The sequence below is a fragment of the Albibacillus kandeliae genome (assembly GCF_003116585.1).
GTDB lineage: Bacteria > Pseudomonadota > Alphaproteobacteria > Rhodobacterales > Rhodobacteraceae > Albibacillus > Albibacillus kandeliae.
Genome location: NZ_QEHM01000015.1, coordinates 1 through 15,299 on the forward strand (window position 1 = coordinate 1; position 15,299 = coordinate 15,299).

At 60.2% G+C, this 15,299-nt stretch carries 13 protein-coding genes; 3 read left to right on the forward strand and 10 right to left on the reverse strand.

Going from position 1 to position 15,299, the window contains the following annotated elements; translation table 11 throughout:
• The 3 genes from DDT93_RS24845 to DDT93_RS26630 form a co-directional block, all read left to right on the forward strand.
• Window positions 1–224 (forward strand): suppressor of fused domain protein (locus tag DDT93_RS24845; RefSeq protein ID WP_198654968.1); only part of this gene is annotated, 224 nt, incomplete at its 5' end.
• A 604-nt stretch (window positions 225–828) separates the two neighbouring features.
• On the forward strand, window positions 829–1,146 hold the full coding sequence (locus DDT93_RS26625; RefSeq protein WP_157960288.1) for a hypothetical protein: 318 nt from the start codon (window positions 829–831) through the stop codon (window positions 1,144–1,146).
• A complete protein-coding gene (locus DDT93_RS26630; protein ID WP_157960289.1) occupies window positions 1,143–2,306 on the forward strand; it encodes a hypothetical protein in 1,164 nt (387 codons plus the stop codon). Before DDT93_RS26625 ends, DDT93_RS26630 begins: the two co-directional genes overlap by 4 nt.
• Before the next feature lie 605 nt (window positions 2,307–2,911).
• Here the strand turns inward: DDT93_RS26630 and DDT93_RS24850 are convergent.
• The 10 genes from DDT93_RS24850 to DDT93_RS24895 form a co-directional block, all read right to left on the reverse strand.
• Complete coding sequence (locus DDT93_RS24850; RefSeq protein WP_232825568.1) at window positions 2,912–3,091, reverse strand: response regulator transcription factor; 180 nt, start codon at window positions 3,089–3,091, stop codon at window positions 2,912–2,914.
• A 275-nt stretch (window positions 3,092–3,366) separates the two neighbouring features.
• Window positions 3,367–4,671 carry a ferredoxin reductase family protein gene (locus DDT93_RS24855; protein WP_109468624.1) on the reverse strand — a complete coding sequence of 435 codons (1,305 nt, stop codon included), beginning with the start codon at window positions 4,669–4,671 and terminating at the stop codon, window positions 3,367–3,369.
• Window positions 4,672–4,757: 86 nt separating this feature from the next.
• Window positions 4,758–6,137, reverse strand: coding sequence for an MBL fold metallo-hydrolase (locus DDT93_RS24860; protein ID WP_109468625.1), 1,380 nt, complete (start codon window positions 6,135–6,137; stop codon window positions 4,758–4,760).
• 127 nt (window positions 6,138–6,264) lie between these two features.
• Window positions 6,265–8,103: a heavy metal translocating P-type ATPase gene (locus DDT93_RS24865; protein ID WP_109468697.1), complete on the reverse strand. Its 1,839-nt coding sequence runs from the start codon at window positions 8,101–8,103 to the stop codon at window positions 6,265–6,267.
• Between the two features lie 893 nt (window positions 8,104–8,996).
• Entirely contained in the window at window positions 8,997–9,590 is a 594-nt protein-coding gene (locus DDT93_RS24870) for a DUF6134 family protein (protein WP_109468626.1), read from the reverse strand.
• A gap of 22 nt (window positions 9,591–9,612) precedes the next feature.
• Window positions 9,613–10,476 (reverse strand): TauD/TfdA family dioxygenase, encoded by an 864-nt coding sequence (locus DDT93_RS24875; protein WP_109468627.1) that lies wholly within the window; start codon window positions 10,474–10,476, stop codon window positions 9,613–9,615.
• Between the two features lie 21 nt (window positions 10,477–10,497).
• Entirely contained in the window at window positions 10,498–11,286 is a 789-nt protein-coding gene (locus DDT93_RS24880) for an SDR family NAD(P)-dependent oxidoreductase (RefSeq protein WP_109468628.1), read from the reverse strand.
• Complete coding sequence (locus DDT93_RS24885) at window positions 11,283–12,671, reverse strand: AMP-binding protein (protein WP_109468629.1); 1,389 nt, start codon at window positions 12,669–12,671, stop codon at window positions 11,283–11,285. Before DDT93_RS24885 ends, DDT93_RS24880 begins: the two co-directional genes overlap by 4 nt.
• A complete protein-coding gene (locus tag DDT93_RS24890; RefSeq protein WP_157960290.1) occupies window positions 12,665–13,252 on the reverse strand; it encodes a thermostable hemolysin in 588 nt (195 codons plus the stop codon). Before DDT93_RS24890 ends, DDT93_RS24885 begins: the two co-directional genes overlap by 7 nt.
• Window positions 13,253–14,143: 891 nt before the next feature.
• Complete coding sequence (locus tag DDT93_RS24895) at window positions 14,144–15,151, reverse strand: AraC family transcriptional regulator (protein ID WP_109468631.1); 1,008 nt, start codon at window positions 15,149–15,151, stop codon at window positions 14,144–14,146.
• Window positions 15,152–15,299 lie beyond the last annotated feature (148 nt).

Below are 15,299 nucleotides of genomic sequence, written 5' to 3' on the forward strand. Positions count from 1 at the left end.
TCAGGGCAGGTTCATCAACCGACAAAACCGCCATTGTCTTTTGCAATGACCCGGAACTTGTCTCGACGGACACCCCGCACGGACGCTTGGACTTTTTACAGATAATCGGCATCACCGCGAGTGAACTTGGCGATCTTCAAACGAAGAGTATTTCCCCCCAAGCCCTGATCGACAAGAAGGCAGTCAGTCATCCACTTCTGATCACGGCACTTGTTGAGAAGTAATACTTCCGTATTGCCAGTGATCACTAAAGCAGACGTTCATCTGTCAGCGGAGCCCGTCCGCTTCGTCCGCACTGCGGATTTCTGGCTCCTGGGCGACGCTGCGCGGTCCTGTAAAAGTCCGGTTTGGGGAAGCTGCCCTGCGGCGTTGGAGATCTAGGCGAACGGCAGGTCAGGGCCGGAAGCGTCATGTTGCTACGCCTGGGTGGTTCGGCGGTCCGCCGCAGCGCCGCATGACCGCTTGGAGCCCAAGGCGGTCATTACTATTTCTCGCTGCGTGCGCATGCAGCACTAAGATCGCCGCAAGTGCGTTCTCTTAGACGCTGCAAGGCGGTGGGAAACCCGGCCATTCAGACGGTTGACCAGGCGCGCGACCCTCAGGGCGAAAATGACAGCAGCGGTAGAAAAGCGGATCGATGATCTAAATGCCAAGCAGCGCCAAGAGCAGATACCCGTGATTTCTTGCGTTGAGCTGTGTTCGTGGGCTTTCTATGGATTAAGCTATGCAGTAGAGTTTGTTTGTAAGGTTTGATCAACCATATAGTCCAACTTGTATGCTATGAGGCGATGTTGAGCTCACAAACTAAAAAAGGGTGCGTTATTCTAGATGACAGATACTGATATTCACGAGGCTTTGGCCGAAGTTGGCGCTGATTTGTTTACACGTACCTCGTTGGGGGCTCGCCGTCCAAATAGGGATCGCTTGATTTTCATCGCCGTTGAGATGTTGAAATCTAAGATTTGCCCTTACAAGAAGGAAATTTTAGAGAAAGTGTCGTCGTCGGAAGCCAATGTGATTACTGCATTGGCAGAGATCTTTGTAGGCGTCTCACAAGTTCCAGGCTTATACGTTTGCCTCCAAGCAATCGCAAAAATTGGTGTTGAGCGCTTCTGCGAAGATCCCATGGATGCCATGGGGCTATGACGTTTTCTTCGGCATTTACTGGCGAAAGTTCTCGTTTTGTCAATTCGTTCGGGGCCCCATTCCCGATGCATCAAGATCCTTATTGCGCTCACGCTCAAAGAACTTTCCAACAGCAACTTTTGGGCCTTGAAGGACTTGTTAATCAGAATGGGAGGCAATTTTTAGCCTCATGTGAAGTTGTCGAGTCGTATGACTTCAACGCGTTCGCTACTGTTGATGAAGAACAGTTTTATATGGGCCACGATCTTGGGATGACAGCCCTGATCGCAGAAGTGTCCATATTTTGTGCGCTTATAATGAGAAATGGTGATGTCGCAGAAGATTTAGCACCGCACTTTCAGCTCATTTGCAATAATAAGTGGCATCTTCTGTCAGAAGGGAATCCGTACAACTTTAGTATTCTACAGAAAATATCAATGATTATTGACGAGCAGACAGATTTCTTTCCCGATGTTCTCTATATTTCGAACATTCTTCATGCATTTGTCCTAAATCACGAGCTGCACCACATCATATTTGGACATGTTGAGTTATTTTGTGATAATGGTCCGAGAGCCTATCTTGGAGAGAGGAAAAGTGAAATCTCGAGTTCCAACCGTCGCGAGCTGATCTTGTGTGCTGAAACCATAGCCGATTTTTCCTCACTATCCACACTGCTGCTTCATACGCAAAACGACGGTAATTATCTTGGGAACTCGTTTAAAAGTCAGTCAGCTTCATATGCGGCCATTCTTCTGGGTCTTCAGATGCTATTTGCCAGTTGGAATACATTTGAATTAAACGATTGTGGCGAGGATTACTACGCATCCGTGAGCAAAGGGGTCTTGCGGCTGCGTGAACATGGTGGACAGCACCATCTTCTCATGCCTGATCGTCTGTCTGTTTTGATGACGTCAATTGTTGATCAAAAGTTGAAGCCAAAATCCATGCAGACGGCAGAACTAACAGCAGGTCTTGTACTTGCAGGAAAACTGTGGCCGCGTGTGTGTTCTCTATCCACGGAATTTCGTGTAGTGCCAGATGTTCTTGCTGGGACTTTTTGGTCTTCAAGAGCTGATCAGCACTATCAGTTCTGGTCAGGTCGAGTTCTTCCAGAATTGTCTAGGCTTTGCGAACGTTATAGGTTCCGAGGAGAAAAGATCATCAGCTACATTGACTGAGTTAGGTGACTAAGTTCTCGTCAAACTTGGATTTTCGCCAGAAACAACCAGTGCGGATCTTCGAACCAAAGCCCACATTTTCGGTGCTTATCGAATTTTCTAAGCAGACCTCGCTGCACTATGTTTGAGAGGCAGCCAAGTCCCGCGTCTCGATGGCCAAACCAAGACGCAACGAAAGCACTGTTTCGATCCAAGCGAAATTGGCACCCACGAATGGCCGGTCTCGCGACATCCGCTGCGCCGCGTCGATTGGTGTGCCGCACGTGCAAGCAAATGCTGCGGCAGCGAAGACTGAAAATCCAAGGTCGGGTTTGTCCGCTCTGCTGACGTTGGGTTGTCAGTCCATGCTGCACGATGCCACCGATGTCCGGTATGGGGAGGCTGCGCCGCGGCGAGACCCAACCTGGCGAATGTCCGTTCAGGGCCGGTTGTGTCAGTCAGGCCGGGGGCCGACCTCCTGGTTGCTATGTCCGCTTCCTGCGCAAACGCGATACTCATGCGCGTGCAGCATTTCGGCATAGATCGAATAGAAGAACTGACAACAAACCTTCGCTGCCAAATCGACCAACAGCGGCTTCGGTCAATCCCGAGCAACCCGCCGGAGTTCAGGACAGACTAAGTTCGCGAGCTTTGAGCGCGGCTCCTACGCAGTTCCGCACCTGCAGCTTTTTGAGGATGTTCGTCGTGTAATTCTTGATCGTCTCCTCCTGTAGCTCAAGGGCACCGGCGATCTCCTTGTTGTTCCGGCCGAAGGCGAGGTGGCGCAAAATCTCGGCCTCGCGCACCAGCTTTCAACGCCGCGAGCAAATCGTCGTCCGCTTCGAAAACGGTCAGCATCATGATGGCCACGGCCGGAAAGGGCCGCGCGTGATCGATACCTCAAGCCGCGCGTTTGACAGAACTGCACCGACCGGTGCCGCAGGTTATGTGAAGATGAGCCACGTTGGGGCAGAGGTGCGCTCAGCGTATGGCGAAAGCGAAAACGAGCAGGCAGAGCAGGAATGCCACCACCCGGGTTGATATACTGAACCGTCGCCGGAAGCTCGTGGAGCGGAAGGGATCAGTCATAGGCGAAACGCTCCGATAGTATGCGGTTCGACGGGGTTCCTCGTTCGAGTAAGTGGTCCTCGACGAGCTCCATCATTGCGGTCGGGCCGCAGATGACAAAGAGCCAGTTCTCGAATTCCTCAGGCGAGAAGCAGCGGTCGAGCAGAGCCTCGTCGATGAAGCCGATCTCACCGGCCCAATCCTCGGGTGGTTCCGACAGGACATGGGTCACGTCCTCGGTTTCGAGTTCCTCGCGATAGGCGATCTGGTCCAGGGTGCGGTTCCCGTAGATCAGTCTGCGCGGCCTTAGGTCTTCCATGAGGCGCATCTGCCGCAGAATGCTGAGCAGAGGCGCAAGACCCACGCCGCCTGCGATCAGGGCGACACCCGGTTCGCTTCGATCTGTGATGGTCATGTTGCCAAAGGGGCCGTCGATGTGGGCCAGTGTTCCCGGCGCGATCTGCCCGATAGCGCGGGTGAAATCGCCCAGTTCCTTGATCATGAAGCTGACGTCCGGCCCGGATGCCGGGGCGGAGCAGATGGAAAAGGGATGTTCCTGCAGCGGGCGTATCTGGTGGCCGAGTTTCAGCCAAACGAACTGCCCGGCCTCGAAGTCGATACCCGTGTGGCCGTTCGGCGTCAGGGTGACCTGCCATTGCCGGGGTGTCAGTTGCGTGACCGAACGAACCCGCCATGGGCGGGCCCGGCCCAGGACCGAGCCGCGCAGGTACACGACCAGCAGCGACCCGATGGCGATGCCTGCCATTCCGATCCAGGTCCAGGTCAGCAGCGGCTGCGAGGCATAGCGCCCGGCATAGACCGCGTGGTGGAGGACCAGAAGAACGATGATCAGGGCGAACACCCCATGGGTCAGGCGCCAGGTCTCGTACCGGTAACCGAGCTGGACGCGGCCGATGGCCATAAGGAACAGGGCGGGCAGTAGGAGGAAGCCAAGGACACCTGTGGCGAGATAGGGGAGATCGGTCGTTATGGTCAGCTGCCGGGTCGGGTCCCAGGGGTGCGGGCCATCGGCTGGGGTGCCCTGATAGAGCAGGGGATGAAGGATCGCAAAGACCAGCGCCAGCCGGGCCATTACCTGATGGAACCGCATGGTCAGGTCCATGCCGATCCCGTTCGATACCCTCTTGAAGCGGCCGGAGAGCATGAATTCCACGAGGATCATTGCAAAGGCGACGATACCGAGGGCGGTGGCGAGCTCCTGGTGGAAGGTACGAGGCGGCCACCCGAGTTGCCAGGACAGGACCAGCGGGAGGGACACCACCAGAAGGTACGCCAGTATGAACGCAATGTGCCTCATGTCCGCTGCCTGTCTGTCCCGCCTGCTGGGCCGTTGCCGCCGCGCGCATTTCAGCGTTGCCCCGCGTTATGGGGTAGCGCGGGCGGTTAGAGTTCGAATGTCTGCCCCATGTTCGGTGTCCGGACCACTTGCCCGTCCAAGGACCGGGCAAAGCTGTCCATCGCCGTGTGCTCGCCGTGCACCAGGAACGTCTGCCGGGGGCCCCTGAGGCTCCTGTGCCATTCGAGTAGTCCGCCACGTCCCGCATGTGCGGAAAACCCGTTGACGGTGTGCAGGCTCGCCCGGACAGGGATCTCGTCGCCGAAGAGCTTTACTCTGCCGGCCCCGTCAATTAGCCGCCGCGCCAGAGTTCCCTCTGCGGCATAGCCGACGAAGATCACACTGCAGTCGGCATGGGACAGGTTGTGGCGCAGGTGATGGCGAATACGGCCGCCGGTGCACATACCTGAACCGGCCATGATGATCGCCCCGGACCGGACATGGTTCAGCGCCATGGAGTCCGAAGCGTCCCGGGTGAAATGGAGGCCGGGAATCCTGAAGGGGTCCTCGCCGTCGTGGATCATGCGAGCCAGTTCGGGGCGCATCGCCTCCGGATGGCGGGCAAAAATCCGGGTGGCCGAGACGGCCATCGGGGAATCCAGGTAGATGCTTTGTCCGCTCTCGATGACGCCACTCTCGATCCCGAGGCGCAGGTACCAGAGAAGTTCCTGCGCACGTTCAAGCGCGAAGGTCGGAATGATGACATTGCCACCGCGATCGGCCGCTTCGCTCAGCACATCGTGGAACTCGCCGATCGACGCTTCCAACGTGCGGTGGTCGCGGTCTCCATAGGTGGTCTCCATGACGACGGTGTCGAGGTCCTGCGGCGGGTCGGGATCGTTCAGAAGGGCGCGCCCGTAGGAGCCGATGTCGCCGGAGAACAGGACCCTGCGCTGCTGGTCTCCCTCGGTCAGCTCCAGGAGGATCGAGGCCGAACCGAGGATGTGACCGGCGTCGTGAAAGGTGGCGGCAACGCCGGGACACAGCTGGATGCGCTCGCGGTAGGTCGCCACCCGCCCGAACTGCCCCGCCGCGTCGAGCGCATCGACCGCATCATAGAGCGCCTCGTAGTGGCCGCCGCGCTTGCCGTGGCGATGCTGGTGCCGCGCTTCCTCTTCCTGGAGGTGTGCCGCGTCCAACATCACAAGCCGGGCAAGGTCACGGGTGGCCGAGGTCGAGATGATTTCTCCGGTGAAGCCGCGCTTGACCAGCAGCGGGATGCGGCCGCAGTGGTCGAGATGGGCATGGGTCAGCAGTAGCAGATCAATCTGCCGGGGGTCGAAGCCAAAGTCGCTGGCGTTGTCGTCATAGAGTTCATGGGACCCCTGGAACATGCCGCAGTCGATCAGGATTAGTTTGCCCGCGGCCTCGATGAGGTGACACGAGCCGGTCACCTGCCGGGCAGCACCGTGAAAGGTGAGCTTCATCTGGTCATTCCCTCCCATTTACCGGCCGTTCGAGTCCGGCGGACCGGCCTCCCGGTGCTGTTGTCGCCGACCTGGTCATTGCCCACCTTGATGGAAGTCAATGACAGTCGGAGATCGGGTGCGCGGCCTAAGTCGCGGCATCGCCCGAAGGGGCTTCCGGTCTGATCCTCAGGGCACGCAGCGCGTTCAGGATCACAGCCACGTCGATGGCCTCCTGCAGGACTGCGCCCTCGACGGGTGTCAGGTGACCGAGGGCGGCGACCACCATCCCAATCACCGAGAGGCCGATCCCGGCCACGACGCTCTGCAGGGCGATACGGCGCGCGGCCTGGGCGATCTCGATGCCGGGCAGCAGTCGGTCGACCCGGTCGACCAGCAGCACCACGTCCGCCGCTTCAGCCGAGGCGGCGGCCCCGCGGGCTCCCATGGCGACGCCGACATCGGCGGCGGCGAGTGCAGGGGCGTCGTTCACCCCGTCGCCCACCATCATGACTGGTCGGTTTTTGCGCTCGGTCAACACAAGAAGCACCTTCTGGTCGGGGGTCAGCCCGGCGCGGAGGCCGTCGAGTCCGAGCCCCTCGGTGACCCTGCGAGCCACCTCGACGCGGTCTCCGGTCGCCAGCAGGATGCGTTCGACGCCTTGGTTGCGCAAGCGTGCGAGCATCTGCTGCGAGCCCTCGCGCAGGGGGTCGGCCATCACCAAGTGGCCCGCGGTATGCCCGTCGACGGCTACCGCGACGATCACCGCGCCGACCTCCTGCGGAGGCTGGTCATCGCTTGTCCGACCGATCCGGCGCGCGACGAAGGTGTCGCCCCCGACCATCACGCGATGGCCGTCGATGCCTCCGACGACTCCCTCACCGGGGATCTCGGCGACCTCGGAGGGCAGGGACAGGACCAGGCCACGGGACTGGGCCGCGGTGACCATGGCCTGGGCCACCGGGTGTTTCGACGCCTGATCGAGCGAGGCCGCAAGGCGCAGGACTTCGTCGTCGCTGAACGCGCCGTGGGAGTGGATCGACACGATCTGCGGGCGACCGTCAGTCAGCGTGCCGGTCTTGTCGAGGATCAGGGTCTTAATGCGGGCCATGGTCTCGAGCGGCGCCGCACCCTTGATGAGCACGCCATACTGCGCAGCCCTCGACAGGCCGGCGACCAGCGCGACCGGAACCGCAAGGATCAGCGGGCAGGGCGTGGCGACCACCAGAACCGCGACGGCCCGGATCGGGTCGTCGGTCATCCACCAGGCGCCGAGGGCGATGAGCAGCGTGACTGCCAGGAACCCCAGCGACCAGCGGTCGGCGAGGCGAGACATGGGGGCCTTTGACCGCTGCGCGTCTTCGACGAGACGAATGATCCCCGCATAGGTGCTCTCGGAGGCGCGCCGCAGGGTCACGATCTCGAAGGCATCGCCGGCATTGGTGGAGCCGCTCATTACCTCGGTACCTTCGAGCGTGGACACCGGCATCGACTCGCCGGTCAGGGCCGAGGTGTCGATGAAGGCCTTTGCCGAGTTCACCGTACCATCGACCGGCACCACGTCGCCCTGGCGGATCAGCAGGAGATCTCCCGGTTCGACCTCGTCCAGCGGGATCTCTTCCAAGGTCCCGTCGCGCTTGCGCATCGCCGTGCGGGGGACTCTCGCCAACAGGGCGAGCATTTCGCGACGGGCGCGGCCCTCGGCAAAGCTCTCCAGGAATGTTCCGCCGGAATACATGACCGCGACCACGGCGGCAGCCAGCGTTTCTCCGAACGCGAGGGCGAAAGACATGGAGACCGCCGCGATGATGTCGAGCCCGACTTCCTCCCGGGCGATGGCGCGCAGGACCTCGACTACCAGCGACAGCAGCGCGGGAAGCACGCAGACAAACCATGTGATGTTGGCGAGGTCGTGCCGTCCTGTCAGCCAGAGGAGGCCGCCTGCGACGAGACCTCCCAAGGCAATGATCAGGACGATTGCCTTCATCCGGTCGGGGAAGGTGTTGTCCAACTTGCGGGCTCTCCGTTCGGATCGGGGCTGGCTATTACTTCGTTATCATCTTTTGCGTGCGCGCGGCGCATTTGCGAGGGCCACGCTTTGTCTATGCGGTGGCGGCTGACATGTCGGCACCGATGGGGATCAATAAGGGCCCCCCGGGACGCGGCCTAGTTGTCGGAAGTGCCGGGCCTTTCAGAGGAGCATCTATGAACTGCTCTCCCTCGAAAGTTACTTGTCGACGTGAAACAGCCCCTGCCTCTATGTCTTCGATTTTTCGCTAGCGCCGATTGATATGCTCATGACCAAGAAGGGAAGTAGCACGTCTTGTTTCTTGCTAACTCATTGGTGTTCAGAGGCCATGCTCCCCATCCGGCTTCCAAATCGCCGATCGGTCGTGACGAAGCCAAGAAGGACGACTTCGACTAAGTCAAACTCTTTTACAGATCGGAGCGCGTGCACACGAACAATGGCCTGATGTCGCCCCTTTCACCGGACTTGCTTCGCAAATCGCTTTCTGGGCAACGGTTGACTACGAGAGCAGACAGCAGACAGTGAACGAGGCAGTTTTCTACAGAACCGGGGGCGCTTTAGTTTTCAACCACTTCTACTCGGAGCGGAAGAACTACTCCCGAGCAAGTTTTCGGAATTTTCCCGCCCCAGCTCGCCGAGTGGCGCGGTCTTTGCACGGTATAAGGGGTATAGCGACTTCAGCTGCAAAGACCGGTTAAGAACCATCTCATAGGACCATCAAATGAATCCAGAGAACCGACTGAAAAAGGGCTACTGTTCGCGCGATATCTTCCCAGTTGGTACACGCCTCTTGAGCTCGAAATCTCCAGCAAGTTGAAGGCTCGGTGCCAACTACACTCTGTGTAGCCGTGTCAACGAAGGACATAATCGACTTGGGAGCCATCCTCTCCTTTCATGGCGACGTGCACCAGCCGGCCATCTGCGTCGTACCAGAGGTCTCGTTCAAGATCGCCTGACAGACGGTAGTGGGTTGCCGGTACCTGCTGACCTCCAGCGGTGATGGCTTCCGTGCCGACTTTCTTGACGGATACCTTCATCTTGCTGCCGTCGATCGTGTTCAGGAGGGTTCCGTTCTGTGCGACCTGTTCGTTCCAGAGGCTCGCGGGGACCAGTCCGTCGCCCTTGACGTTGATATCATGCGTCTTGCCATTGTCATCGGTGTGGGACGACAGCGTTGCAAGGTGCCCGCTGTTCCAATTCTCGACAGACTTCTGGTGAAACCCATAGGCCTCAATGCCGAGGACCTTGACCGACACATCCGTCACTAGAGTGACAGTCAGCGTGTCGCCGCTGGACTGGAAGTGAATGACCTGGTCGCCAATGTCCTTGCCCTTGCGGATAACGTCATAGGTTTGGCTTCCGCTGGCTGGCGCGGCCGAGGCGGGCAGTCCGACAGTAAGAGATAGTGCTGCGGCCAGCAGTCCTGCAAAGGTGGGGTTCTGCATCTTGCGTATCCTTCTGCGAGGCTCAGAGCGAGCCCATTCCAATGAAAAGTGTGCGCTCGACGTCCACGATGGCGCGGCGGCCGTGCATCACGCGGGTGTTGTCCAGGACTGCGATGTCGCCGTCCTGCCAATTGATTTCGTTGGTATGCTCCTCGGCTTGGCCGCGGAGGTCTTCGATCTCGTCAAGTGTCACCGGAGAACCGTCGGCCAACGTGTAACGCGGGGCTTCGTAGTTGTGCGAGGGGCCGAGCACGGCATTCGCGAATGCGAGATGCTCTCCGCCGAAGGCTGACCTCCGCACCGGCGCGACAGTCAGACGATAGGTGAGCGAACCGTCGTCGTGCAGGTCGAAGGTCTGGCCGGGCACGGCCTGCTGAAACTGCAGGATATGCTCCATCCGAACCTCCTCGGGGTTCGAAAGGGCAGGGTGCTCGTTTGCTAGGTATCGCTTCCAAAGTAGTTCCGGCAGGCGACGTTCAACGGTCATTGCCTGAGACCAGCGGGCTTTGTCCCGTTCCGACATCGCATCATACAGCGCTGCCCCGTCACAGATTGTTGTCTGAGAACCTTCGAAAGCTGCGCGCTCAGCGAAGAAGGAGACGATATCGGGGCATCGCGGTGTATTGCCATTCTCCACGTGCAAGCCGATGGGGCCAAGTCCAGCATCAACCATCTGGGTCTTCTCACTGGTATGGCTGCGTGCCGGATCGAAAGTGACCCGCTGGCACAAACGACCGACTAGGTCAGAAAAGGCGCGCATATCGGGAGCGAAGCCGCGCAGCAAGGTCCAGCCATCGCGGGCAAGATCTGCCCGGATGGCGGTCAAAAGGGCTTCGTTGGCGAGTCCGCCGTCAAACGCGGCGCGGCGCAGAACGTTGTAGGTCATGTTTTCACCTCTGGATCGGAGTCAATCCCGGCTTCCGGCGGCGCGTGCGACACGCGGATCGGCGGCCATTTTTGACAGGGCGTTATCGATTAGGCGGGGCCGCAGGCGTTGCAATGCAACGAACAGGCGTTCGCGGCTGGCCGGATACTGTGTGGACTTGCGACTTTCTATGGCGCGCCAGGCGTGGGCCGCCACGGCTTCCGGCGCGTCGAGGACCATGCCCATTGGTTCGACCAAGGCCGCGAAGTCGTCCGCGGCGGCGGTTCGCGTCGCGCGGGGTGCAAGGTAGGTCACGTCAACACCGTGCCGTTTGACTTCGCGCCGTAGTGCATCTGAAAACCCGCGGAGCGCGAACTTGCTTGCCGAATAAGCTGTGAAGTACGGGAAGGCGATATCGCCGAACATCGACCCCATGTTCACCACCTGACCCCGGCGCGCCACGAGCATCGGGAGCAACTCACGGCTGAGGGCAATGGGCGCGGCCACGTTGGTCATCAGCAGGCGTTCGATATCGTCGTCCCTGCTGCCTGCCAACGGTCCTGACAGGACCAGACCTGCGTTGTTAACAAGGACATCGAGACCCCCGATTTCCTTCACCGCGGCGACGGCAGCCAAGCGGCCTTCGGCTGTGATGATGTCGGCCGGAACCTTGACGACGTCCTGGCGCGTCAGCTGCGCAGCTGTCTCCTCCAGAGCGGCGGCCCGGCGGCCAACCAAAACGACGCGATGGTCACGTCTGTCTGCTTCCAGCGCGAGGGCACGACCGATGCCCGATCCAGCGCCAGTAATGAGGACAATACGTTCGTTCATGACTCGGCCCCTTGCATTTCATTGGTTGTTGCTTTTTGCCCGGCGGCGCGCGCCTCCGCGGTCTTCAGAATTGCTGCCACCGCCCGACGGTCGGTCAAGCCGGGACCCCGGACGAGGCCTGGGTGACTGGGGTCGAGGATTTCGATACAGGAGGGACGCGCATAAGTCGGCAGTGCGGCGAGCCGTGTCTGAAGCGCGTGGACATCGAAGGGAGCCACCGGAAACAGGGCGAGGACAAGGTCGTCGTTATCGGCAATCAGCGCGGCGGCGAGGATAGCAGGGTCGGCAAGTGCCTCTGCCTCCACCCATTCAGGCGCGATGTTGCGACCGTTTGAACAGACGATCATCGCGTCGCGCCGGCCTTCGATCCACAGCCGCCCGCGCTCGATCCGCCCGAGATCTCCGGTATGCCAGCGCCGTTCTACCGGATCGCGGCCAAGGTATCCGTCCATTACGGTTGGACCCGACACCACGATTTCGCCATTCACGATCTCAACATCGATGCCTTCGAGTACCTGCCCTGCGCTGCCGTCAACCGGGTCGCCCGGTCTGGAGAGAGCCACGACTGAGCAGGCCTCTGACAGGCCATATCCGGCGTGTGCCGGTATCCCGAGGGACCGGGCTTCGTGTAACAGTTCGGGCGCCGTTGGGGCGCCGCCGACGGCCACGTAGCGGAGCGTTTTCGGGGCTGGCGTGCCTGCATGGACCGCCGCGACCCAGAGTGCGAGCTGCCGAGGAGAAAGAACCGTTATCGTCGGAGCCGCCATCAGTGCGGTGCGAGCGAATGCGCTCGCATCACCGCCCCAGAGCAGTGACTGCCCCTCGGTGCAGATTATGGTCGTTGCTCCTGCCAGCACCGGCATGAAGATGCCGCAGATCTGTTCGAGTAGCTGTGCCTGTGGCAGCATCGAGAGGTACCGATCGTCCAGATCAGGCTTCAGCGCGGCGTTCAGAGCGAGGAGCGACGCCTCGACTTGCGCCGCACCAAGGACAACGCCCTTCGGCTGACCGGTCGTCCCGGAAGTGAAGATGATGCGGGTAGAGTTCTTCGACAGGTCCGGCATCGGGCCATCTGCCGCGGGCAGTTCGCTGACCAGCGAGGCATCAGACTGGCGCACAAGATGCGCAACCTGTTGATCCGAAAAAAAGCCCGGCACAGGCACGATGGTCCGTCCCGCAGCAGTGGCGGCCAGCTCTCCTATGACGGCGTTGATGCCCTCCAGCTTCAACGCAACACGATCTCCGCCATCGAGAAAACCGGCGGCGGCAATTGTGACGCGCTGCTCAAGCTCGGCCCAGGTCACACTCTCCCGGTTCGAGATGAAGGCAAGGGCATCCGGACGTTCACCTGCTTGGGTTTGAAGGGCACGTAAGACGGTCAGCATGGGCGATACTCTTTGAATCGGCGCTCTGCGCCCGCGGGAAGAAAATCTAGGGGGTGTTCGAGGTCCGGCATCGCGCAGACCCACGGATCTGTCGTGTAGTAGCTCCCCCAGCGCTCCGGATCGGGAACGCGATTGGCTAGTGCCGGCGCAATCCGAAAGAGGGGCGTGTGGGTGCGGGACAGGAGGCGCATCAGCGGTCTGGTCGCCGTGAAAACTCCGCAGCGGCAACCAAGTGTCCGGCCGATGGACGTGATGCCCTGGATCAGCGGGAGGGCCGCATAGGACGCGGAACACGCGAGCGAAACGACTTCGATGATGTCAGCGCGGTCTACCTGATGCCCGATGGCGGATGAGATCGCGTCCTCCACGGTGAGATCGAGGTAGGTCTCTGAGAAAAAGCCGTCTCCGGAGGTCCTGATCCCGGCCGCGCCGAGGATGGCACCACTGGTTCCCCGTGCAATGACCAGAGGGATGGGGGGGATGACTACCCGGGCCGAGAAGACACGCCGAAACTCGGAGGATATGTATTCGGCCCCGTCTGACCAGCCTACGTCCAGTGGAAAGACCTGCTCAAGCTGCATGATCAGCAACCTCCCGACCTCGAGAGGACTGCGCATGAATGAAACTGCTCATGTTCTTCTTACCAACTACTGCTCTCAGTCGTCTGATGCCGGAGCAGGCTTACGGTAAGCTTACGGGAGTGAGGATTTTCTAGGAGTGCTGCGTGGCGACATCACGATCTGAAGTGACCTGTCACGAAGTTCCATCCAACCGCGCCTGGAAGCTGATCGGTGTTCGCACCGATCGGCGCGGCGCGTCTATCGCGTGTCGCAATGCAGGATGCCGATGTTCCACTTATCTGTGACTCTCGTTAACGGTTCTGCTTCCTTTGTTTTCTAGCGTGGCTCGGCCTGCGCGACGATTGTCAACTGCATGCACTTAGCTGACAGCCAAGTACGTCGCGACGGACGATCGCCTCCTGCGCCTAGCGAACGACGTGAGCCGAAGCAACAACGGCAGTTAGATGGGTGTTGCCGCCTTGCGAGGGCGGGACAGCGAAGGTCGGGACACAGCGCATTGTTGGTACAAGCGGCTAGCGCCACGATGGGGGGTCACTCTCCTCAGATATGTCGATTGCTGGTCGCGGTCGCTTCGACCCGCACTTGTATTTGGCAAAAGCGCTGTAAGGTATTGATAAGTATGCTTGGAACTCGCGGCGGTTGGCAGTAATGCGGTTAGGAAACAATGTGTGACAACTGCCTCCAAAACCGTAGGTCGCGGGTTCGAACCCTGCTGCCCCTGCCATTTCCTTTCAGATACTTGCGATAGCTCCGATGCGATCCGCATTCCGGGGTTTCGTGTCCGCGCGGGGTTCTCCTGAGGGCGGGCGCGTATCCCGAGCGCTTTGGCCGTCCGATTCTGCGAGCAGCGAATCTTCGCCCCTCAGATACGCTTCCCGGACCGCCCGCCGTCTATCCAGCGGCACTTCGACGGTGGGCGCCAGGTGACATGCCGGTCCACCGCCGATAGCTTCGTCCGAATGCGGCGGCGTCGGAGAACCCGGTGCGCGAGGCGATCTCCTTGAACGGCAGATCGGTTCCCTGGACGAGTTTCGCGGCGGCCTCGGCGCGAAGGTCATCGCGCATCGCACGGAAGGAGGTTCCGGCCTCCGTCAGCAGACGTTGCAGGCTGCGCGTGCCAAGACCGATGGCCGCGGCGAGGTCGGCGAGCGTGTCGTCCCGAAACGACAGTCGTTGCCGCATCAGGTCCCGTATGATGGTCGGGAAGGTGTCGGTCTGCGGGGCGTCACTGATGCTGTAGCCGCTGGTATCTTCAGTCTCCCATTCGACGTGAAGCGGCAACCTGAGCCATGCGGGCGGAAAGCTGATCGACAGCGCGATGTCCTTGCTTCTCATGAGCACATGGGCGGGCAGGAAACCCTCGGGCAGGCCATCGAACGAATGTGCGACGACCAGCAGCTTCGAAGCGTCAAAGGCCGGTCCAAGGCAGGCTTCGATCATGGATGTGAAGAACACGACGCCTATCGCATCGGCCTGGATCGTCGGCCGTTCGACATGTCGTGTCCTGTGAACCTGGAACACGGCGAGCTCGGGCCCGATACGAAGGGAGTAGACGACGTTGTCGAACTGCAGATCGACGTCCAGCGTCGTAGCGATCAGGAAGTCTCCGAGTGTCCTTGCGCCCTTTATCGAGGACCGCACCGTTGGGCCGCCGCTGCGCGCCGAGGCTCGCGCAAGCCCGGCACCGAAACAGTTGTCATTCAGGAGGGCGGCCATGTCTTCGAGTGCGGCATAGAAGGCCGTCGCCTCGACCAGATGGTTCGGGTCCTGCATCGCCGCCTGCGGGATGCCATTCCTGGCCATCACGGCCTCGATATCACCGCCGCGCCCGACGAATTCCCGCGCCGCCTGCTGGAGCAGTACAGCCTTCGTGAACTTGGGGTTCGAGCTGGATCGCATCTGGCCCTCTTCGGAAATCGCTGTGCGCGACGCGCCAGGTTTTCCCAAGTTCTGGCACCTCGGGCACAATCCCGCAACTCAAAGTGATGTAGCATGTCGACCAATTTGGAAGCGTCTCGCCCGAGTCCGGGCCTTTTCGAGAATGGAC

Bases quoted from the DNA above. Each gene is read 5' to 3' on its own strand.
- DDT93_RS26625 (WP_157960288.1), top strand. From the start codon at position 829: ATGACAGATACTGATATTCACGAGGCTTTGGCCGAAGTTGGCGCTGAT.
- DDT93_RS26630 (WP_157960289.1), top strand. From the start codon at position 1,143: ATGACGTTTTCTTCGGCATTTACTGGCGAAAGTTCTCGTTTTGTCAAT.
- DDT93_RS24855 (WP_109468624.1), bottom strand. From the start codon at position 4,671: ATGAGGCACATTGCGTTCATACTGGCGTACCTTCTGGTGGTGTCCCTC.
- DDT93_RS24860 (WP_109468625.1), bottom strand. From the start codon at position 6,137: ATGAAGCTCACCTTTCACGGTGCTGCCCGGCAGGTGACCGGCTCGTGT.
- DDT93_RS24865 (WP_109468697.1), bottom strand. From the start codon at position 8,103: ATGAAGGCAATCGTCCTGATCATTGCCTTGGGAGGTCTCGTCGCAGGC.
- DDT93_RS24870 (WP_109468626.1), bottom strand. From the start codon at position 9,590: ATGCAGAACCCCACCTTTGCAGGACTGCTGGCCGCAGCACTATCTCTT.
- DDT93_RS24875 (WP_109468627.1), bottom strand. From the start codon at position 10,476: ATGACCTACAACGTTCTGCGCCGCGCCGCGTTTGACGGCGGACTCGCC.
- DDT93_RS24880 (WP_109468628.1), bottom strand. From the start codon at position 11,286: ATGAACGAACGTATTGTCCTCATTACTGGCGCTGGATCGGGCATCGGT.
- DDT93_RS24885 (WP_109468629.1), bottom strand. From the start codon at position 12,671: ATGCTGACCGTCTTACGTGCCCTTCAAACCCAAGCAGGTGAACGTCCG.
- DDT93_RS24890 (WP_157960290.1), bottom strand. From the start codon at position 13,252: ATGCAGCTTGAGCAGGTCTTTCCACTGGACGTAGGCTGGTCAGACGGG.
- DDT93_RS24895 (WP_109468631.1), bottom strand. From the start codon at position 15,151: ATGCGATCCAGCTCGAACCCCAAGTTCACGAAGGCTGTACTGCTCCAG.